This is a genomic window from Parabacteroides timonensis (assembly GCF_900128505.1).
Lineage (GTDB): Bacteria > Bacteroidota > Bacteroidia > Bacteroidales > Tannerellaceae > Parabacteroides > Parabacteroides timonensis.
Genome location: NZ_LT669940.1, coordinates 584,094 through 606,942 on the forward strand (window position 1 = coordinate 584,094; position 22,849 = coordinate 606,942).

Sequence of the window (22,849 nt, forward strand, 5' to 3'; positions counted from 1 at the left end):
CCTTGTAGGCCACTTATAGGATGTTTTTCTGACAGATTGTAAGTAATAGATAAATGTCATCAGTTATGCAAATACATCTTGGTCGCCAACTACCGGAATATCCTTCTTTTGTTGCCGGTATCCGCCGCGCTCCTGATCGCGGCTATACGCTTACGCCCACACAAACCGAAACAGCATTGAAAAATGCTTTAAGGTATGTACCCAATGAACTTCATGCAACGTTAGCCCCCGAATTTATGGAGGAACTTCTTACCCGTGGAAGGATATACGGCTATCGTTATCGTCCCGAGGGAGATTTGAAAGCACGTTCGATTGAAGATTATAAAGGGAATTGCCTGGAAGGGAAAGCTTTTCAGGTGATGATAGATAACAATCTCTGTTTCGATATTGCCTTGTATCCCTACGAATTGGTTACTTATGGCGAAACCGGTCAAGTTTGTCAGAACTGGATGCAATACCGGCTTATCAAGCAGTATCTGGAAGTAATGACACAGGAACAGACACTGGTTATCGAGTCAGGCCATCCTTTGGGATTGTTCCGGTCGAAGCCGGAAGCTCCGCGGGTCATCATCACAAATTCGATGATGGTCGGTTTGTTCGACAACCAGAAAGACTGGCATATTGCCGCCCAGATGGGAGTGGCTAATTATGGACAGATGACGGCCGGAGGATGGATGTACATCGGTCCGCAAGGTATCGTTCATGGTACGTTCAATACGCTATTGAATGCCGGTCGCCTGAAATTAGGCATCCCGCAGGATAAAGACCTTAGAGGCCATCTTTTTGTCTCTTCCGGGTTGGGCGGTATGAGCGGGGCACAACCGAAAGCAGCGGTTATAGCCGGGGCAGCCTGCATTGTTGCCGAAGTCGACTTTTCACGTATCGAGACACGGCGTTCACAAGGATGGGTACAGCTGGTTACTGCTGATAAAGCGGAGGCTTTCCGTTTGGCAAAGAAAGCGCAGGCTGCGAAAGAGCCGCTTTCGATAGCCTTTCATGGTAACATTGTCGACCTGCTGGAATATGCCGGAGCGGAATCTGTTCATATCGATCTCTTGAGTGACCAGACATCCTGCCATGCCGTCTACGAAGGTGGCTATTGTCCGGCAGGCATCAGTTTTGAGGAACGGACACGGCTGTTGTCGGATGATCATGATAGGTTTTGTACTTTAGTCGATCAGTCGTTATGCAGGCATTATGAGATAATAAAGAAGCTGGTGGCCTCGGGTACCTATTTCTTCGATTATGGCAATTCATTTATGAAAGCGATTTACGATGCCGGAGTAAAAGAAATATCCAGGAACGGAATAGATGAGAAAGACGGTTTTATCTGGCCTTCTTATGTGGAAGATATTATGGGGCCTGAACTGTTCGATTACGGCTATGGACCTTTCCGCTGGGTATGCCTGAGCGGTAAACATGAAGATTTAATAAAAACAGACCATGCGGCAATGGATTGTATCGATCCGGAACGCAGGGGACAAGACCGGGATAATTATAACTGGATACGCGATGCCGAAAAGAACCGGCTGGTGGTCGGTACGCAGGCCCGTATCTTGTATCAGGATGCTGAAGGGCGGTTGAAGATAGCTCTCCGCTTTAACCGGATGGTACGTGGTGGTGAGATCGGCCCTGTTATGTTAGGCCGCGACCACCACGACGTAAGTGGAACAGATTCGCCTTTCCGTGAAACAGCCAATATTTATGACGGTAGTAACGTAATGGCCGATATGGCCGTGCAATGTTTTGCCGGAAATGCTGCACGTGGAATGAGCCTGGTTGCTCTCCATAACGGTGGAGGAGTAGGAATCGGTAAGGCTATAAACGGTGGCTTCGGCATGTTGCTCGACGGAAGCGAACGGGTGGACGAAATATTACGTTCTGCCATGCTGTGGGATGTCATGGGAGGCGTGGCACGCCGGTCATGGGCCCGTAACCCGCATGCAATCGAGACCTGTGAAGTATTTAATAAGAAAAATGAAGATCAGTATCATATAACGATTCCTTATATTCCACAGGAAACGTTGATACACCAAATAGTAGAGACCTCTTTAAATATCTGAAGTTATGAGTAGTTGGAGTAAGATAATGGAATGTGTTCCCAATTTTAGTGAAGGAAGAGATTTGGGGAAGATAGAAAAAATAATAGAGCCATTCAGAGCCAGACAGGGAGTCAAATTGTTAGATTATAGTAATGATGAAGATCATAACCGTCTGGTGGTAACCGTGGTCGGTGAACCCGAGGCATTGAAGGCTGCTCTGCTGGAAGCTGTCGGACAGGCTGTAGCGTTAATAGATCTGACTTGTCATACCGGACAGCATCCGAGGATGGGAGCTGTCGATGTCGTACCGTTCATTCCTATTAAAGGATGTACGATGGAGGAAGCAGTCGGTTTATCGAAGGAGGTAGGCGAACAGATCGCTGCTTTGTATAATGTGCCTGTATTCCTTTATGAAAAGTCGGCCTCGGCCCCTTACCGTGAAAACCTGGCAGCTGTCAGGAAAGGCGAGTTTGAAGGAATGGCGGATAAGATTAAATTGCCGGAATGGCAACCGGACTTCGGACCGGCCGAACGCCACCCGACAGCCGGAACCGTTGCTGTGGGCGCACGCATGCCGCTGGTAGCTTATAATGTGAATCTCGGTACGGCAAATCTGGAAATAGCTAGCGATATCGCGAAGAAGATCCGTTTTATAGGCGGTGGCCTGCGTTATTGCAAAGCTATGGGAGTAGAGTTGAAAGAGCGCGGAATCACACAGGTTTCCATAAATATGACCGATTATACCCGTACGGCCCTGTACCGTGCATTCGAACTGGTCAAGGTGGAAGCACGGCGTTACGGAGTGCCGGTGGTTGGAAGTGAGATAATCGGATTGGTTCCGATGGAAGCATTGATCGATACGGCGTCTTTTTACCTGGGGTTGGAGAACTTTTCGATGAACCAGGTGTTAGAAGCCAGAATAATGGAATAAAACATGAAAGGAGATAAATTACTGATAAGAAATGCATCGCAGGTCGTTACCTGCTCCGGTTTTCAGGCAAAGAAAGGTTCGGAAATGTCCGACCTGCATGTGATTGAAGATGGAGCGGTAGTCGTATCCGGCGGTATAATCACACATGTCGGCTCAACCAAAGATATTTTACGACAGGTCGATGTGGAGGAATACCTTGAGATTGATGCCAGTGGCCGGGCACTTCTTCCCGGTTTCGTGGATAGTCATACTCATTTTATTTTCGGAGGCTACCGGGAAGAAGAGTTTTCTTGGCGGTTGAAAGGGGATAGTTATATGTCGATCATGGAACGCGGCGGCGGTATAGCCAATACGGTCAATGCCACTCGCGATTGCGACTTCGAGCAATTGTGGAGCATCGGCTACGAGCGGCTCGACGAGATGCTCGATATGGGTGTTACGACAGTAGAAGGAAAAAGCGGATACGGGCTTGATTTCGAAACGGAATTAAGGCAACTGCGCGTTATGGCCGACCTGAACGAGGAACATCCGGTAGACGTGGTTTCCACCTATTTGGGTGCTCATGCCACTCCTCCCGAGTATACCCATCAGACAGACGACTATATCACTTATATGATCGAGCAGGTATTGCCGGAGCTTCGTTTGGAAAGAACAGTTACCTTTTGTGATGTCTTTTGCGAACAAGGTGTATTTTCTCTGAAGCAAAGCGAACGCCTGTTGCGTGCTGCAAGAAGCCAGCGTTTCAAGCTAAAGATGCATGCCGACGAGATCGTATCTCTGGGAGGTGCCGAACTGGCCGCCCGTCTGAAAGTGGTCAGTGCCGACCATCTTCTTCATGCCTCGGACGAAGGTATCAAACGGATGGCACGTAGCGGGGTGATCGCAACCTTGCTTCCGCTTACCGCTTTCTCGCTGAACGAACCGTTCGCCCGTGGACGTGAAATGATAGATGCCGGTTGTGCCGTAGCTCTAGCTTCCGATTACAATCCCGGCAGCAGTTTCTCCTGCTCTATTCCAATGCTGTTTGCTTTGGCCTGTATTCAGATGAAACTGACGGTGGAAGAGGCGGTTACAGCACTGACTATTAATGGAGCCGCCGCCTTGGGACGTGCAAACAAGATTGGTAGTATTGACGTAGGAAAGAAAGCCGACCTGGTTTTATTGAAATATCCTTCTTATAAGTTTCTGCCTTACAATGTAGGAATGAATATTGTGGATACAGTCATCAAGGACGGTATTATTTATATGATCTGAGAAGTATGTTATTCATTGTTTAACACCTTAAATATAATTATACTATGCTAGTAGACTTGACAATTAAAGACTTTTTGGCTGAAACCGCCAGTAATGCACCTGTTCCTGGCGGCGGAAGTATCTCTGCCCTGAATGGGGCTATCGCTACTGCTTTGACGGAAATGGTAGCGAACCTGACGATCGGGAAAAAGAAATATGCCGATGTAGAGGGACAGATGAAAACGATAGCCACGGAAGCGGCTCTTATCCGTGAACGTCTGATACGCGACATCGACCGTGATAGCGAAGCTTACAACTATGTATTTGCAGCTTTCAAACTTCCGAAAGAAACGGAAGAACAGATTGCTGAACGTAGCCGTATAATTCAGGATGCAACAAAAGAAGCGGCAATGGTTCCCATGCAAGTCGCCGAAGAGGTGGCATCCGTGATGGAAACGATTATCTACGTAGCACATAGAGGTAACCGAAATGCTGTTACCGATGCCTGTGTTGCTATGATGGCGGCCCGTTCCTGTGTGCTGGGGGCTTTACTGAATGTCCGTATCAACTTAGGTTCGATTAAGGATGAAGTTTTTGTAGAACGAATGAAAATAAAAGCCGATTATCTGGAATCTGAAGCGATCCGTATCGAGACTAAGCTGCTTAAGTGGGTTAAAACAATCTTATAATTATGGGGAATGTCTATTATGTAGGTTCCGAGCCTCTTACTTTCGAAAGTATAGAGCAGATACTTACGCAGAATATGAAACTGGAGCTGACACCGGAGGTGCGTGACCGTATTCAGAATTGCCGCGATTACCTGGACCGGAAGATCGAGCTGCAGGACGGCCCGCTCTACGGCATTACTACCGGCTTTGGTTCGTTGTGCAACAAAAATATCTCGCCCGACGAGCTTAGTACCCTGCAGGAGAATCTGGTAAAGAGTCATGCTTGTAGTGTAGGCGACGAAGTGAGCCCGGTTATCGTCCGGTTGATGATGCTCCTGAAGGCGCATGCCTTGTCGTTGGGACATAGCGGGGTGCAGGTCATCACGGTGCAGCGCATTCTCGACTTCTTCAATAACGACGTCCTGCCGATCGTTTACGACCGTGGTTCGCTGGGTGCTTCCGGCGATCTGGCTCCGTTGGCCAATCTCTTCCTTCCGCTTATCGGCGTGGGGGATGTGTATTATAAAGGTAAGAAGCGGGAAGCTATCAGCGTACTGGATGAGTTTGCCTGGAAACCTGTTCGCTTGAAAAGCAAAGAAGGGCTTGCCTTACTGAACGGCACACAGTTTATGAGTGCCAACGGCGTCTTTGCCCTGATGCGTGCCTTCCGTCTTTCGCGGAGGGCCGATATGATTGCCGCTTTGTCTTTGGAGGCCTTCGACGGACGTATCGATCCTTTCATGGATTGTATCCAGCAGATACGCCCCCACCCGGGACAGATAGAGACAGGTAAAGCTTTCCGGGAGTTTCTGGAAGGAAGCGAACTGATAAACCGTAAAAAGGAACATGTGCAAGACCCGTATTCTTTCCGCTGTATCCCACAGGTACACGGGGCGACAAAGGATGCCATCAACTACGTGTCCGGTGTGCTGCTTACCGAGATCAATTCGGTAACGGACAACCCGACCATTTTCCCTGATGAAGATAAGATCATCTCCGGCGGAAACTTCCACGGTCAACCGTTGGCAATCTCTTATGACTTCCTGGCTATTGCCCTTGCCGAGTTGGGTAATATCTCCGAACGGCGTGTGGCACAGCTTATCATGGGACTTCGTGGTTTACCTGAATTCCTCGTAGCCAACCCTGGGCTGAACTCCGGTTTTATGATTCCCCAGTATGCTGCCGCCAGCATGGTTAGCCAGAACAAAATGTATTGCTATGCTGCCAGCAGCGACTCGATCGTATCCAGCAACGGACAGGAAGATCATGTCAGTATGGGGGCGAATGCCGCCACCAAACTCTTCAAGATCATGGATAACCTCGATCTGATCCTGGCTATCGAATTAATGAATGCCGCCCAGGGGATAGAGTTCCGCCGCCCGGCTAAAACGTCTCCCATCCTCGAAAAGTTCCTGAAAGACTTCCGCAAAGAGGTCCCTTTTATTGAGGATGACATCGTTATGTACACCGAAATCCACCGTACGGTTGCTTTCCTGCGGAGGCATCCGATGTAATAAGGATTGAATCTGTTTTCTGGTTTTACACGAAAAACTACATGGAAACTAGAAAAAGGTGAGTCTTTTTATGAGGCTCCGCCTCATGCCGCAGGCTCTCTTTTGCCGTTTGCTTCAGCAAACGGATATCTAAATGCTCCGGCTTTGCCGGATCCTCTGTGGGTTTTAACCCCTTTCATATAGGAAAGAAGCCCCGTTAATAAAGGGGCTTAAGCCCACAAAGGAAGAGGCACAAGGCGTTGCCTTGTAAAGAGAGATAGCTCATTTCTGACAATATTAGCACTATCCCTCTTCAATATGTGAACCTGTAGCATACCTATATTGCTGCAACAGTACAGTCGTGTTAACAATAGTAGGACTATTGTGTCAGGATACTTAAGTCTATAGTGTTACCTGAACTTTCTGTTTATAGGGAAATACTTAAGTCTTTTCCTGAATAGCTAGGCGGCGAATCTGAAATGGGTAGTTACTCATTTCAAAATAGCTGCCGACCCATTAAAAAGGAGTGCCGGTGCTAGCTTATCCAAGTGTAGCAGCCAGCAAATACCTATTCAGAAAAAAGTTTTTTGAAATAATGGTTCATATCATTCATGCGTTGGTGGATGTGATTGATAATAGGAGTGTTACGATATGAACCCAAGCCGAAATTTGGATTCATCCGATGAATGCAGCTGAATGCAAAAAAACAAGATGGGTTCATTCCTTGACTCTTGTATATCAATGCGTCTATCTGATTTATGAACCAATGAACCCAGTTTGGAGAAAACATTTATATTTAGAAATAATTGAGTCTTTTTGTGTCTGAGATTGTGTCTACAATGTATTTCATTCCAATCACACAAATAAAATTGCCTCTTCGAAAAAACACCGGTCTTTTAAAGATAAAAGTCTGGACTTTCAAAGTTAAAAGTCCTGTCTTAACATTTCAAAACACCTATCCTTTATCGACGTCGGTAGGCACTTGTGAAAAATGAATAGGCACCCGTTCGTATTGGCTCCGGCAGCTATTTTAAATAGCTCCGGCACCCACAGAAAATAGCTCCGGCAGCCATAGATATTGGCTCCGGCAGCTATTTGAAAAAAGACTTGTTATCAGTGAAGGCAATTTGTTGTCGGTGAAACGTTGGTATTCACGGCAACTCGCTGTTCAATAGGGTAATACAGCCTGTGTGACAGGTGAAGGGTATAGCCTGACTTTTTCCCTCAGTCGTCTGAACAGACACTATAAAATAGCTCACATCATGACAATAACTGAACTATATTTTAATGCGGTAGCCCTGTAATAAGGAAGCCTCAAAAGATGGATAATTCTTTTGAGGCTATATACGAGGCTTGACTTGTTAGGATGTCCTTGTGTTATTTTTGTATCTGTATCTTGAAACTCTTATTTCCTGCTATGACAATATAATTGCCTTGCGGTAACCAAAGAGACTTATCTCCCGATAGATTATCGTATTTATGTATGAGTGTCCCGTTGAACGTGTAGATAAATACGGTTTCGGGATGAGAGGTATGGATATGCAGATAAGCGCCTTCTGCACGGACAGTTGTCTCGTTTGTGCCGATTGTTTCGTTGGCAACCGGGTCGGGATTACGGACGATACCGTCGATACTGATCGCGATAGGTTGACGTACATATTTGATAATGTATGCACCGTCGCTCGAACGTGGGGTGATCGTTTCGCCCCGGTCGGTGGTGACGATGGGAGAGGACTGGTCGTATTCCTTGTCGAGTGTCAGGTAGAAACGGAAACTGCTCCAGGCTTCGACCTCGTAATCGCCGGCGGCAGGGTTGGTGGTTGCTCCTTCTATTTGAGGGAGGGTGACGAGGTGGTAAACCGGAGGAACTGGAGTTGGCTCAGGATCAGGTTCGGGCTGGGGATCTGGGATTTTGCTGAAAGTAGCGGAGATTATGATGTTTTCCGATACGGTCAATGTATTTCCGGAAGTGAAAGGGTGCTCATTTACCGTTAGCTTGTCCAGTTTATAATTATTCTCAGGGGTGGCAGTAATGGTAAGTACGGTTCCGCCTTGTACCTTATTACCGGATTGTATCGGATTGACAGATGGGGCGGTAACGTTTAGTTGACCATGCTCCGGGGTATCGAATGTAATCATGTAATCTTGTAGGCTTGCGATAGGGATAGTGGGTTGTCCTTCTATTTTTTCCTGTGTGTAATTATCGCTTTCGTCGATCTTCTTGAGGCTAGGCAGTTGAGCCGGATTGCTGAAATCCCAAGCATCGGATGATTTGAAAGGAAAAGTAGATCCATCCCAGTCGTTGCCATTCTCTACTGCTGCATCGTTTACTGTCGGTATTTCTTTATGAGCAAAGTTGTTCGTTACAGTAGCTACAGATTCATCTTGAAACCCTACAATACGTCCGGGTGTTGTAGCATTGTATGTAATACCTCCGGTGTTGAGTGCCAGGGAGTTTACTACAGAACCTTTACTGTTTGCTCTACTGCCTTTATTTATTCCGGCAATACCTCCGACATATCCACGGGGATCTTCATTTGCTTTTGTTCTCTGTATACAATTTGCAGCCACCTTGCCTGTTGCATAGCAATTGAGTATCTCGTACTGGTTGTAGCCTGCAATCCCTCCGGCACAATTTATTTCGCCAGTTGATGTGATGTCTCCTGTTGAATAGCAATTCTGAATGTAATGCGTATTGTATCCTGCAATGCCACCAACTGTATTATTGTTTCCTGTGGAAATAATATTAGCCGTAGAAAAGCTATTTTTAATAGCGTAAGAACATTGTCCGGCAATTCCACCACTATAACTAACGACTCCATTAGTTGTAATAGTACCTGATGCTACACAATTACTAATAGGGGCTTTCTCGAAAATCCCAGCAATACCTCCTGCATATGCTTCCGTGTTTGGTATTTCTGTAGTCGCTGAAACCTTGGCTGACGATTTACAATTCTGAATTGCAGCTTTACTGTATCCGGCGATACCTCCGACCGTACATAAATTACCACTTAAATCAGTTTCTGCAGGTTGATCCGTTATTAATTCAATAGAGATTGTTCCGGATGTGGTGCAATCGGTTATAGGAGGACATTTTTGAGCATTACCCATGTTATGAGTTCCTGCAATACCGCCGACTTTGGCATAATACCCCGTTGATTGTAGACTATTCTTTATTTTATATGCTAATGTTATATCACAGGAAGAAGTACAATTTTCTATTGTATAAGTCGGGTTCGAGTATAAAGGCTTTGTGTTTTCCGAGACAATTCCACCAACGCCACTAGTTGTTCCATCAAGAGTGACATTTATAGATCCTTCTGTACTGCATTCTTTTATAACACCCCTGTTGGATGTTGTAATACCTCCAACTTCTGCTTGAATTACTTTGGCGGCTATCTTGGCATGGCAGTTTGTGATGCTTCCGGATGTTTGGGTAGATGCATTGTTCGTTCCGGCTATTCCTCCGACCCAGCCGGATTTACTACCTCCATAAGGAGTTAGCGTAAGCTTGTAATCGAACTTTCCATCAAAGCTGCAGTCTTTAATGATTGCTTCTGTGTCGTCAGTTGATGCGTTTTTACCGGTTATACCACCTACATACACTGCAGCTTCCCCTGTATAGCTGATTGCCCCTTGAGCATGACAATTTTCAATTGTAGAGGAATAGCTTGCACCGGTTATACATCCGGCATAAATATTTTTATTTGGAGTGTAGGTATTACTACTTTTTTCAATGAAGCAGTTTGTTAACTTGATATTCTTTATTGTTGCATGATCTATTTGACCGAAGAGACCCGCTGAGCAATCGGAGACAATCTTCATATTCGATATGGTATGGTCGCCTCCATCAAAGTTACCTTTGAAAGGTCTGCTAGATCTATAATCTGCCCCTTTTTCTCCGATCGGTATCCAATTATGATCAGCTAAATCAATATCTTGGGTGAGTGTTATCGTCACTCCTTCAAACCCCTTTTTGCCGGAATCTCCGGTATCTTCATTGTCGTTTACCATTTTCGCCACCCAGGCTAATTCGGCTTCGGAAAATATGTTGATCTCAGTTGAAGAAGTACTCCAGTTCGCAGGTTTACTTGCCAGGTTTTCCCATGTGTCCGGTGGGGTATCATCTGCCTTTATCCCTTTGGAGAAGAAACAGAGAAACGCTATCGTTATTAACAGACGATACGAGATAAGATGTAAATGTTTTTTCATCATCATTTATTTTTAGTTTGGGTATTATTTAATTCTTCAAGAAGTTCTTTTCCCGGTTTCAGCTTTACGGAGAAACGTTCGGAAATCATGTGAGGAGCTCCTGTTTTGGGATTTCGTGCCAGGCGTTCGGCCTGGTGCCATCTTGTAATGACGCCAAAACCTGTCAAGCGGATTTCTCCACCTTGTTTCAGTTCGTCGGTGATAATGTCGGTCAAAGATTGGATAACCTTTTTGACGGCAATTTGTGTTTGCCCTGTTTTATAGGCTAACTCGTTGATTAATTGTTGCTTGTTCATAAGAATGACTAGAAAAAACGTTCGTTTTTTTTCGTCATTTTCTGAAGTGTCATAAAAAATAAATGTTTATGGGTAAATTAGAGTAGGTAAGATTTGAAAATTGTTGAAAAACAAGGGAAAACAAGATAATCAAAGTTTATGGCCGATAAATTTGAATATAAAAATATAACCCGTAACTTTGTGACAAATTAAAACGAACGTTTAATCTAGTCATTCCTTGAAATGTCTTTTAGTAAAATACTTGCGGTTTTATCTGATAATACTTACGTTTTTTGTCCGAAATACTTAGTCTTTTTATATTGAATACTTCTTATTTATGACATTTGTTTCGCATTTCCCGGGACATGCCGAGTGCCTTGGCTTCGGAGGTGCGGACGGTTGCAGCTCACTGTTCCGCCGGAATAGAAGATACGGGGACTGAAAAGACGTCTCTGTACCTTTTTTCTTTCTGTATCAGAGGAAATGTCCACTTTATTTCGGTTCTTTGCAAAAAAAAATTGAAGTCGCATGCAGTATTCCCGCAGTCATTACATTTATATAATAAACACGCGCGGCGTTGATGGGTGAAGAAGAACTGATAAGGCAGTGTATGCGGGGTGTGAATGCAGCCCGTAAAGAACTCTACGATACTTATGCCAAACAAATGTTAAACATTTGTTACCGGTATACAGGAGGTATGGACGTGGCGTATGATCTGTTGCACGACGGATTTCTGAAAGTATTCTCCTCCTTCTCAAGTTTTACGTATCGTGGGGAAGGGAGTCTGAAAGCGTGGATGAGCCGTATTTTTGTGAATACAGCACTTGAGTATCTTCGAAAGAAGGATGTACTCAAACAAATAGTCCCCCTTGATATGATTGCTGAAACAGAGGAGGAGCCTCCGGAGGAGATCGAACAGATCCCAACGTCGGTTCTGATGAAATTCGTCCAGGAGTTACCGACAGGGTACCGTACCGTGTTTAACTTATATACATTTGAAGAACGAAGTCATAAAGAGATTGCCGAGCTCTTACATATTAACGAACGATCGTCATCGTCGCAACTGTGTCGGGCAAAAGCAATGCTGGTAAAGAAAGTAAACGATTACATTCAGAAAGAAGCCGGAAAATGAAAATGGAAGATAAATTAATACAGGAATACCGAATACGGGAAGTTGATTTTCAACTACCGTTGCCGGAGGATGGCTGGGAAAAGCTCGAAGCAGCGTTTTCTGCTACTCCACATGTCCGTCGCTTCCCTTATCGTTGGTTGGCGGCAGCAGTGTCTTTTTTGGCAGTTTTAGGTTCAGCTCTTTACTTTATGGGGATAGATAAGGAGATAGAACCGGTCTTGTCGGATATCGTTCTTCCTGCGGAGTCGGGAGGTGGTGGTACATCTGCTCCGGTTGTTATGCCGGTTGAAGAGATAAAACCGCAGCCGGTGACGAAGCAATTGGCGGCTATCGTGCAAAAGGTGGAACCGGAATTACCGGGACTGACTGAAACGATGTCGGAGATTTATTTGTCTATTTCTGCTTATTTCCATGCAGAGATAGGAGAAGAGAATGTTACGGAAAATAACTCTAACAGCCGGTCGGTTGTGGAAAGGAGCGGCCAGTATGAGTACGTTCCGGAAAGGAGTTATGAGACTTTGCCGAAGAAGCAATCTTCATCGGGTAAAGGATGGACATTCGGTTTGTATGCCGGGAATATGTTTGACCGCCATTCTTCTGCGTCGGAAGGATTAGCGATGTTCAATGGTTCGGCAACCCGTTCGGATGTAAGTGTGAATAATAATCCGGGTTCGGGAACATTTGAAGATTACATGAATAATGTGGCTTCAAATGCTTCGAACTTCCGGGATCCGGGGGATTATTCCATGTTTGAGAAGATAGCTGCGGCCAACTATCAGAAGCCATCGGGAACAAAGATGAAGCATAAGTTCCCGCTTTCGGCAGGACTTTCGGTAAAGAAAAAGATCAACGACAAGCTTTCGGTGGAAAGCGGTTTGGTTTATACCTTCCTTTCGTCGGAACTGTCGGCCGGTGAAGTAGATTTCTATTCGCAGGAGCAGCGCCTGCATTATCTGGGTATTCCTTTGAAAGTGAATTATACCTTGTGGAAGAAAGACCGTTTATCTGTTTACGCTTCTGCCGGAGGCATGGCGGAGATGTGTGTGGACGGTAGCCTGAATACAAATTATTACCTGAATAACGTTCGTGAACGTAAGAGTAAGACTGACCTTGATGTCAAAAAGGTGCAGTTGTCCGCTTTAGCTTCATTGGGTGTACAATATGACATATCTAAACCTGTTAGTATCTATGCCGAACCCGGTATCGCCTATTATTTTGATGATAAGAGTGTGGTTGAGACGATCCGGAAAGAGCAGCCACTCTGTGCATCGGTGCAGTTCGGGGTTAGACTTTCATTTTGATGAGATGTGATGATGATTTCCTGTACAGGAAAAAAGATGAGCAGGGTTTCCGACGGGGAGCCCTGCTCTTTCTTTATAGATGCTTCGGATATTTCAGGAGAACACTATTTGATGAGGTTATAGATTTGTTTGAGTACATTTAATCTACTGGTTTTCCCGCATTCTACACCAGACAGAGGCTGATTACATAGAGATTGCCAGTTTTTTAATGTTTCACTGTCAATAGAAGCATTTAATTTTGCATTCCAGTCTGGCAAATAACCTCGTAATCCCATATACTGAACTAAACGGAAATTCGGGTCAGTATAGGACATATCACGAAAATACATGAGTGTTACCTTTTGATCGAGTAACTTTTCCTGTAGCTTATCTAAACATACATTTTGTATTTTAACATGATCGTCTATCGCTATTGCAGCAGAAACCCCGGCTGCCTGTCCGATAGCCATCCAGCACGGCTCCATTCGCAAAGTAGAGAAACCAATATGGGATCCGGAGACGGGGACAGGGAGTAATAAGTTATCGACATTTTTAGGAACCATAACTCCGAAAGGTACCGTGTAAACTGCAGTAGGATAGCTCAGGAAACCATCCAGATGTACGCGCCCTATCTCTCTTTTCCTTACGGCATGCGAGTCGAGTGGATAATGGCTTGCAGTAATGCTCGTCTCATGGATCGGAGGTCTTCCGCCCGGAGTTACGGGTATCGCATCATTGGCCGTGAAGAAATATATTCCTTCGAAACGTCGTCCTTCACGTACGTATACCTGACGAGGAAAATGGCCGTTATCAAGGTATTCATCTTTTGCTAATCCCCATTCCTGAGCCGCTTTACGAAAATGTACGGGTAACTCTGGATCATTTTGGGCAAACCAAAACAGCCCTTCTATGTATTCCTGCAAACGCTTGGCGAATTTATCCCTCCACTCCCAGGAGGAAGTCGGCCAAGGCCAGTTTTCTTCTGGAAGATCGGTTGAAATAAATGCGTCATGTTGGTTATTGGCGTCTGTTTTCATATTAGGCAGATGCACAATATTGGTTATTTTATTGATCCCCCATCTATCTCCGGGAAGTTCGGATGGATTACCCGCTTTGATATGTCTGCGGTTTTTCTCCTTCATTTCAGGAGTTACGCTTTCCATCTTGGCATTGGTATTCCGACCGGTCCATACATCTTCTATAAGGGAAATATATTCATTCCGGTTATAGTTTTCTGGTTTGCTGAAGAGAGCCCTGTTCTTGGGATTATTTGTCAGGCAAAGACGATAGTTATAAGATTGTACGGCATTATCGGCCTCAAAAGTACTGCCCGCTCCTTCCGGACCATTCCAATATTTGTAAACACGGCCAGCCCCAGGTTCATTGAACTCTTCTTTACTTTCTCTACCAACCCGGAAAGGAACACCGGCCGCAGCTCCCAGGTCTCCTTCATAAGTTGCATCCAGGAAAATATTTCCTACATATATTTCTTTCTGTCCGTTTTCTCTGTTTAATACGTGTATTTGTTTTATGCGGTCATTATGTATCACGATATTTTCTTTTTCCGCATCAAATTGTCGCATTTTGAGAATAGTAATTTTATCCTGGTGTTCATTTATCATCTCGTCGAAAACCTTGGCTCCGACGGATGGTTCGAAATGATATCCGTCCACACATAATCTAACCTGTTCGGAATTGGCCCCGTACGTATCGGTATAGTGTTGCTTTATCCTGTCGACAAACTCCCGGAATAATCCGGAAGTTGCCTCACGTGTTCCGATATCGGTGGCTCCCAGTCCATTGGCTGGTAAGCCCCCAATATAGTTGCTTCTTTCCAGTATAACTGAACTTTTCCCTAAACGAGCAGCTGCAATGGCAGCCATGATCCCACCCGGATTACCTCCAACGATAACCAGATCATACTGTTGTTGAGCGGAGAGGGTTAAACAGAAAGAATACAATAAAATGAATAACCGAATTTTCATGAGTCTATAGAATTATAAGATTCGTCGGTACATTTTTTTCTCTTGCGGAACAATGGAAGTCAGATCTTCTATGTTGACAGGAGCTTTAGTCTTGATACTTTGACGAGCTGCTATACCAATCAGGCAAGCCAATGCTCCATCCCTTGAGCCTGCACATTGTTTGAACGGGTCAGGGGTGTCTTGAATGAAAATCTGATCTTTCAATAATTTATCTCCACCTCCGTGCCCGGAAGTAGCAAACGGGACTTGGATATACTCACGTTTTGAGAAATTCTTGAACAGGATTATTTCATCATAACTTCTATCGTTCATTTTCTTAGATTCCTGTATCCATGCATCAATACGTCCTTTAGTCCCATTAAATGCAATCCGGTATCCTTCATAAGGAGAATATGCTGTTAATGAATAAGATACTTGTACGCCGTTCTTATACTTAATAGATGCTGCCATCTGGTCGAAGATATTTACATCGTTTCTGAAAACACATCCGTCTCTCAGGTAGTTATCGTATTTTTCATTGTTCGTATAGAGCTTGGTCATAAACGAGCTTTTCGTTATATCCCAGTAGAACTCACAGTCTCTCGTATGAGCACAGGTTCGACAGTTTTCTCCTCTGAATTTGCCATTTTTGCCATAAAGATCTAAAGAACCAAGAGCGAAAACTGTTTCAGGATCGCTATCGATCCACCAGTTTAATAAATCAAAATGATGACTGGCTTTATGAACCCATAAGGAACCGCTTTTCTCTGTCAATCTGTGCCATCTGCGGAAATAGTCTGCTCCATGTGACGTATCCAGATACCAATGGAAATCGACAGATGTCAATTCTCCGATTTCACCGGCATGAAGAAGTTCCCACATTTTTGCCCTGTGGGGAGAATAACGATAGTTGAAAGTGATTCTACAATGTTTACCGGTTCTTTTTTCCGCATCTAATATTGCCTGTATTTTTTTCTCATCGGTGGTCATGGGTTTTTCTGTGAGAATATTTGCTCCCATTTCCATTCCTTTTATGATAAATTCGTGATGAGTTGCATCTACTGTACAGACTATTAATAATTCCGGTTTTGTCTCCTTCATCATTTTTTCAAAGTCGGTGTATGTAGGGCAGGAAACTTCAATGAAACCCTTAGCAAATTCCAGGCGTCCCGGATTAATATCACAAAGTCCGACAAATTCGAGATATTGTCCATAGGATTTTAATAAGTTACGTCCCCACATCTCGCATCCGCGGGACCCTGTGCCAACCAATGCTACGGTGGTCTTTTTAGCAAGGGGGCCCAGATTTTTGACCATAGAAAGTGTTTGTGACTGGATGGATGAACCCATTAGGGTACTCCCGGCAACTAAGCCGGAAGCTTTTAAAAAATCGCGTCTTGAAAAAATATTATTTGTATTCATATTAAGTTGTTGTAAATTATTTATATCCTTGATTTTGTTTGAATTCATTTATATTGGTCACTTCATATAAAGCATCCTGTGGTAAAGGACGATAAATATGATAATCCTTGATTAGTGTAATATCTGGATTCTTCTGTTTTACCCAGTCTACAAGCATACCGGTACGTTTCAGCATATACCATCTGTTAAGCTCACACCCCAGTTCCCGGGCTCCTTCTTCAAGTATAAATTCGATATTCATATCCGAAGCAGATACTTTTAATTCATTTTCATGTCCTTTAGTCAATGCTCGTTCTCTCAGCTTGGTGATGACCTGGGCTGCTTTTTCCGGCTGATCCATTCTTACATATGCTTCTGCCAATGTGATATAAACTTCTCCTAAACGAAGGAGGATTACATCCTTGAATCCTTGTTCCCGTTTTGCATCATCTCTACTTGGATCGAGGAATTTAGTAACAGTATGGGCGCAAGAACGTCCGTCTACAGTTGGAATACCGGTATTAATATCATATATATCCGAAATGTTATCGACAGTAATACCTTTTTTCTCGTATGCATCGATGAACTCAGGAGTTACAACGTCGAGTGTCCGGATGAGTAAAGTATCTGAATAATCGGGATCATTATTCCAGTTACCGGAAATTCGGCACCATGCTGTTTGGAATGTTTGCTCTCTTCGTTTATCATATTTATTAAAACAAGAGATATAATAGTAAGTCGGCATGACCACACGAAATTCTCGTCCATATACGCGGGAATGGCTCCATAATCCATCGATATTCAAATTGGTGTTTTTAACGGATTTGTTATACCATCCGACATAATATCTGTGACAATAATTAGCATCATCTTTATATTTCCCGTCCGGTCCTTTGTCATCCATACCATTGTAAATAAGATCACTTGTAAACTGGATAGACCAGATTATTTCGTCGTTAATCTGATTGTTTACATCAAATACTGAAGCATAATCGGGGAGTAGCTGATAATTATAGTCGTTGATGAGTGAGTTGCATAAAGCTATGCTTTCCTCATAACATTTTTGCTTTGTATAGCTTGTTTCATTAAGAATCGACTCGTCATAACCGGCCAGTGACATGAGTACCCTCATACGAATACCTTTTACAACACCGATATTCATCCGACCCCATTTAGACTCTTGAGGATTATTTAATGCCTGGGCCGCTATATCCAGGTCTTTGAGTATTCTGTTATAAAAGGTCGCTATTCCTGGCTGATATCCGTCGGTGATTGCCGATTGTGAGGGTGTTTCGGCATAATGAGATGCCGGCCCCCAAGTTTCTACTATCAGGTAAAGATAAAAGGCACGTAAAGCATGCACTTCGGAGGTGAGAAAATCTCTTTTTTTCTCACTGGATATAGAAGCTTCGTTCACATATAAAACCCCCGTGTTTGCTATGTTTAAGAGCTGATAGAGATATGTCCAGTATTCTGAATTTACCGTATTGGAGATGAGTATAGCATCATTATAAGTGGATGATTCATACGCCCAACCGACTCCTTTCATGCCGTAAGTCGTAACATCGGTTCCTGTATCCGCAAACAACATTAACCTATCTGGTAATGTCCTGTTGCGCTGATACAAACTTAAGATAAGCGATTCAATGCCTTCTTCTGTTTTTGCATAAGTATCACTGATCAGTCCTTTGGGGTCTTCTTCCAGATAAGAGTCACATGAAGATAGGAAGAGAGCGGACATTATTAAAAAGGTAATAAATCTAATTTTCATGACAACAAGTTTAAAATGTTACATTAATTCCTACATTATAACTACTTGGAACGGTGTAGTTGATATCTGGTGCTTCGGGCATAATACCGAAGTCTGTCGCTTTATATAAATATGCAATGTTTCTGAGTTGTACATAAATACGGGCTTTCTTTATAGCGTGGTATTTTGATAACATTTTATCAAAACTATATCCTAATGTGATGTCCTGCAGTTTTATATGATCGCCTTTTTGGTAACCGTTGGCTGCCCGGTAGGTATCCCAACCTTTGGACTGGTCGGCTTTCGGATATTGATTTGTTGGATTATCCGGAGTCCAGTAATCGACTGTAGGTTGCCATCTTTGTCCGTCAAGTACAATATCGTTGAATGGAGAAAATGCGAATGAATATCCCCATCTTGAGTTAATATTGAACGAAAAGTCGAAACCTTTATATTGCAGACTACCTCCTAAAGATACGATCCATTTCGGACGAGTTTGCCCCAGAATAACCCTGTCGTCTGCCGCACTGATCGAACCGTCACTGTTTTGATCTTTTATTTTTATATCTCCTGGTGTTGCATTATATTTGGCAGCCTCTTCCTCTTCACCCAGTTGCCAGATACCTATCTTCTCATAATTATAAAGAACTCCCATCGGCTTACCTATAAACCATTTGTTATTAGGCAAATCTTCCCCACTGATCAATTCGATTATCTTCTCCCAGTTTCTGGAAGCGTTGATTGTGAAATCTACAGAGAGATCTCTTTGTCTGATAGGATTTATATTTAAACTGGCTTCCAATCCCCGGTTCTGGGTTTTGCCGATGTTTTGCCAGATCTCTGTGAATCCGGTGAAGGTGGGAATAGCCCTTTTCATTAATACATCGCTAGTCTGTGTATTGTAGAATTCAAAATAACCACTGATTTTATTGTTCAGAAAGCCGAAATCAAGGCCCGCATTGATCGTTCTTGATATTTCCCATCCCAAATCAAGATTGACAATGGAACTGGGGTGATAGGTGTAGAATTTATCGGCAGAATTTTCTCCCCATAGATAAGCTCCCTGCATTAGGGTGGACAGAGTTTGGTAGGGATCAATAGCCGTATTACCAACAGTTCCGTAAGAGAGGCGAGCTTTCAGGTTATTAATCCAGGATATATCCTGCATAAAGTCTTCATCTTTAATACTCCACCCGATTCCTCCGGAAGGGAAGTAGGCCCATTTATTTCCCTTGGCTAACCGGGAAGAACCGTCGGCACGAATAGCCGCATTCAGAAAATATTTGTTTTTATAATTATAACGGGCACGTATCAGACCGGAAACGAGAGACCATTCTTGATATGTGCTGTTGATTTGAATATTTTCGCTATTAGACGCCAAATTGTGATAGCTGGTATATTCCACAGGTTGATTCTCTCCGGATAGTTTTGAGCTGTCATATTTGTAACGTTGAATTTCTCCAACCAAGTCAACTGTCAGATGGTGACCTCCGAAATCCTTATCGTATGAAATGATATTATTTAAAGTATATTGGTCATAATTCTGATAAGCTTTGCCGGAAGAGGTTTTTACTCCTTTATTGTTATAAGAATCTTTACCATAGAAATAACCGTTCTTATAATCATCATAGGTGAATCCGAAATTCGTTTGCATACTTAAATCTTTCGTGAAACTTATATTAGATGTTAGATTCAAGTTCACCACATTCCTTTGCTTATCGTCGATAAACTGTCCGGGAAGATAATTGGCCAAAGGATTATATCCGGAAGTGTTTATCGGATTCGGATAAAAATTTAACTCTCCATCTTCAGTGTAAGGTTGCGACAAAGGAGTCATATATAAAATATCATTTCCATATATACGGTACCCTGAAAGGTTATTGCGGCGTAAGCGGATTGAAGTTCCTATTTTCCAGAAATCGGCTAACTCGTGATCTGCCGTGAGGGAAATATTTATGTTCTCTACATCATGAGTTTTATAATATCCTTCTTCGTTGTCATATTTGAGTGATAAATAAAGTTGAGTTTTTTCACCGCTGTTACTTATACCCAGGTGATAACTTTGTACAAAACCGTTTCTGTAAACCAAATCTTGCCAGTCTGTATAATTCCCACTTTTGATAACATCAAGTTCAGAAGCAGCAAAAACATCCTCATCAGTAAAGGAATTATCCCAACCGTGAGCAAATCTATAACCATCACGACGAAATTGTGTATATTGTTCCCCTGATTGCATATCGATCATGTGAGGAATATTTACACCGAGATAAGCATTGAAATTAATCTCACGCTTAATCTCTTTTTTCCCTCGTTTAGTAGTAACAAGAATGACCCCGTTGGCTCCTCTTGAACCGTAGATAGCTGAACTGGCTGCATCTTTCAGTACTTCCATGGAGGCGATATCGTATGAATTAACATCACTCAGGTTTCCCGGTACCCCGTCAATAATAACAAGTGGACTGTTTCCTGCATTTAGTGATCGGGCACCACGAATTAGGATGCTTCTGTCGTCTCCGGGGAATCTGGCTGATTCAATATCTACCCCGGCAACTTTCCCTTGTAGGACATCTTTTACATTGGGGGTGGAAGCATTACTGAATTCATCGCCTTTTACATTAGCCATTGCACTTACGATCTCCCTTTTACGTGAAGTCCCGTAGCCGACAACTACGATTTCGTCGATAGCTTGGTTGTCTTCTGTCAGTGTTATGTTAAATATATCTTTGCCGGCTAGACTTGTTTCATATGTCTTAAATCCTATATAAGAAACGTTTAAAATACCGTTTTCGGGAACATTCAATGTGAATTTTCCATCTATATCGGAAACAGATCCATTAGTAGTTCCTTTCACAACTACATTTACTCCTGTAATCGGAACACCGTTATTATCGGTAACAGTCCCTTTTATTTGTTTTGTCTTTTGTAATGGTTTTACAATCAGTGCAATCTGGTAGTTTGTTATTTCAAATGTGAGATTAGTAGGATTTAGCATAATCTCCATCGCCTTATGAATACTCATTTGCTCAGCCTTCAGGCTTACGCGTTGAGTAAGATCGGTTTTATTTGCATCATAAAAGAATTTGTAATTACTTATTCCCTGAATTTGCTTGATGGCATCAGACAGTTGGATATCAGAAAATGAAATGGTTATTTTTTCAGATGACTTTGTTGCCTGAATATTATTTGTGAAAAAGAATATAAGGATGAATAGAATAAAATATGCTTTCTTTTTCAGAATTATTCTCTTATTATTCATATATTTGTAATATTAGAAGTTAACATTTTGAACGTATGTCAAACCGTCAAATTTGGATTAACGTTCGGAGTGTTCTCTGGACGGATTATTTCCGTTGTAAGGCACAAGTTCCAGCTTGTGCCTTTGTTTTCATCTTACTGCATAGGCATTTTGTTTTTTAGGGTTCGACATGTTTGATTATTACTTTATTTTTTTCTTCGAAAGAGTATTTGATAGGGGTTACTCTTGACATGATTTGCAGGATTGTTTCCAATGGCTCGTCTGTTATTGTAAATGTATATACATTATCAGCTATCGACGGATCCAATGATATGTCTATATTATACCATCGTTCTAAATACTTGCATATGTATTTGAGATTTTGGGCTGTAAAAGTATAGCTGGAGTCGGCCCAAAAAGATTCGAAGACGACATCATCTTTGTTGATGCTAAGCTCTTTATTTTCTTTATTAAATGAAGCAATTTCGCCGGGGGACATTTCTTTCTCCTGATTGCCGGCCATAACGCTCACTTTTCCTTCTAAAAGAGCAATTTTCATTTGTGGTTCTTTTTCATAAGCTTGTATGTTAAAGCTGGTTCCTGTTACTTTCACACGGATGTCGTCGACATTTACCGTAAATGGATATTTATTATTTTTTGTGACTTTAAAAAGAGCTTCACCTGTTAATCGGACATTACGGTTATTCAGAAAGGAAGTCTCGTAAGTTAAAGTTGATCCCTTATTAATCCAAACAAGACTTCCATCGGGTAACACTATTTGTGATTTTCCGTTCAATGCTGTATATGTCTGTGCGCTGACGGGTGGTTGAGCATGTTTTGTCCCGATAAAAAATGAGGTTGATACTGAAATAATCAACAAAACAGAAGCTGCAGCCACTGTTATTTTATATTTGTATAGCGAAATAAATGACTGTTCTTTTTTCTCTTTCGTTCGACCTATTTTTGTTTCCAGTTGCTTCCAATAATATTGTGTGTCCGGCTGGTATGAACCGGACTCACTTTGAACTTCTTCCCATAAAGACAAGAATTCAGTATACAGGGAATGATTGTTGTCTTTTTTAAGCCAACTGTTCAATTCTGCTTCTTCCTGTTGATTTGTCTCATTTTTGAAATGAGCAATAATTAGTTCCCAAGGTATAGTCTTGTCCATAAATGTCTGTCTTTTTAAGTATGACACATGATAGGACAAGAACCCTAATAAATCCTGAAAAA

At 42.9% G+C, this 22,849-nt stretch carries 14 protein-coding genes; 7 read left to right on the forward strand and 7 right to left on the reverse strand.

Going from position 1 to position 22,849, the window contains the following annotated elements; all coding sequences use genetic code 11:
• The first annotated feature begins 65 nt into the window (after positions 1-65).
• The 5 genes from BQ7394_RS03055 to hutH are packed head-to-tail and all read left to right on the forward strand — an operon-like array spanning position 66 to position 6,388.
• Positions 66-2,063 carry a urocanate hydratase gene (locus tag BQ7394_RS03055; protein ID WP_075556024.1) on the forward strand — a complete coding sequence of 666 codons (1,998 nt, stop codon included), beginning with the start codon at positions 66-68 and terminating at the stop codon, positions 2,061-2,063.
• A 4-nt stretch (positions 2,064-2,067) separates the two neighbouring features.
• The gene (gene ftcD / locus BQ7394_RS03060) at positions 2,068-2,973 is read left to right on the forward strand and encodes a glutamate formimidoyltransferase (protein ID WP_075556025.1); all 906 of its coding nucleotides are present in this window, start codon (positions 2,068-2,070) and stop codon (positions 2,971-2,973) included.
• Positions 2,974-2,976: 3 nt separating this feature from the next.
• The gene (hutI, locus tag BQ7394_RS03065) at positions 2,977-4,227 is read left to right on the forward strand and encodes an imidazolonepropionase (RefSeq protein WP_075556026.1); all 1,251 of its coding nucleotides are present in this window, start codon (positions 2,977-2,979) and stop codon (positions 4,225-4,227) included.
• A gap of 44 nt (positions 4,228-4,271) precedes the next feature.
• Entirely contained in the window at positions 4,272-4,895 is a 624-nt protein-coding gene (locus BQ7394_RS03070; RefSeq protein ID WP_075556027.1) for a cyclodeaminase/cyclohydrolase family protein, read from the forward strand.
• Positions 4,896-4,897: 2 nt separating this feature from the next.
• Positions 4,898-6,388 carry a histidine ammonia-lyase gene (gene hutH, locus BQ7394_RS03075; RefSeq protein WP_075556028.1) on the forward strand — a complete coding sequence of 497 codons (1,491 nt, stop codon included), beginning with the start codon at positions 4,898-4,900 and terminating at the stop codon, positions 6,386-6,388.
• 1,356 nt (positions 6,389-7,744) lie between these two features.
• Here the strand turns inward: hutH and BQ7394_RS03080 are convergent.
• Both BQ7394_RS03080 and BQ7394_RS03085 read right to left on the reverse strand, forming a co-directional pair.
• On the reverse strand, positions 7,745-10,579 hold the full coding sequence (locus BQ7394_RS03080) for a GLUG motif-containing protein (protein ID WP_161951774.1): 2,835 nt from the start codon (positions 10,577-10,579) through the stop codon (positions 7,745-7,747).
• 2 nt (positions 10,580-10,581) lie between these two features.
• Positions 10,582-10,875, reverse strand: coding sequence for an HU family DNA-binding protein (locus tag BQ7394_RS03085; protein WP_075556030.1), 294 nt, complete (start codon positions 10,873-10,875; stop codon positions 10,582-10,584).
• Between the two features lie 559 nt (positions 10,876-11,434).
• On the opposite strand from BQ7394_RS03085, the gene BQ7394_RS03090 reads away from it, so the two are divergent.
• Together BQ7394_RS03090 and BQ7394_RS03095 are read left to right on the forward strand one after the other, a co-directional pair.
• Complete coding sequence (locus tag BQ7394_RS03090) at positions 11,435-11,986, forward strand: RNA polymerase sigma factor (protein ID WP_075556031.1); 552 nt, start codon at positions 11,435-11,437, stop codon at positions 11,984-11,986.
• 2 nt (positions 11,987-11,988) lie between these two features.
• A complete protein-coding gene (locus BQ7394_RS03095) occupies positions 11,989-13,287 on the forward strand; it encodes an outer membrane beta-barrel protein (protein ID WP_235848658.1) in 1,299 nt (432 codons plus the stop codon).
• Positions 13,288-13,391: 104 nt separating this feature from the next.
• On the opposite strand, the gene BQ7394_RS03100 is transcribed toward BQ7394_RS03095, so the two are convergent.
• The 5 genes from BQ7394_RS03100 to BQ7394_RS03120 form a co-directional block, all read right to left on the reverse strand.
• Positions 13,392-15,251: an FAD-dependent oxidoreductase gene (locus BQ7394_RS03100; RefSeq protein ID WP_075556033.1), complete on the reverse strand. Its 1,860-nt coding sequence runs from the start codon at positions 15,249-15,251 to the stop codon at positions 13,392-13,394.
• Positions 15,252-15,263: 12 nt separating this feature from the next.
• The gene (locus BQ7394_RS03105; RefSeq protein WP_075556034.1) at positions 15,264-16,652 is read right to left on the reverse strand and encodes a Gfo/Idh/MocA family oxidoreductase; all 1,389 of its coding nucleotides are present in this window, start codon (positions 16,650-16,652) and stop codon (positions 15,264-15,266) included.
• 16 nt (positions 16,653-16,668) lie between these two features.
• Positions 16,669-18,402 carry a RagB/SusD family nutrient uptake outer membrane protein gene (locus BQ7394_RS03110; RefSeq protein WP_075556035.1) on the reverse strand — a complete coding sequence of 578 codons (1,734 nt, stop codon included), beginning with the start codon at positions 18,400-18,402 and terminating at the stop codon, positions 16,669-16,671.
• Positions 18,403-18,412: 10 nt separating this feature from the next.
• A complete protein-coding gene (locus tag BQ7394_RS03115; RefSeq protein ID WP_075556036.1) occupies positions 18,413-21,637 on the reverse strand; it encodes a TonB-dependent receptor in 3,225 nt (1,074 codons plus the stop codon).
• A 157-nt stretch (positions 21,638-21,794) separates the two neighbouring features.
• The gene (locus BQ7394_RS03120) at positions 21,795-22,787 is read right to left on the reverse strand and encodes a FecR family protein (RefSeq protein ID WP_075556037.1); all 993 of its coding nucleotides are present in this window, start codon (positions 22,785-22,787) and stop codon (positions 21,795-21,797) included.
• Between the last annotated feature and the right edge of the window lie 62 nt (positions 22,788-22,849).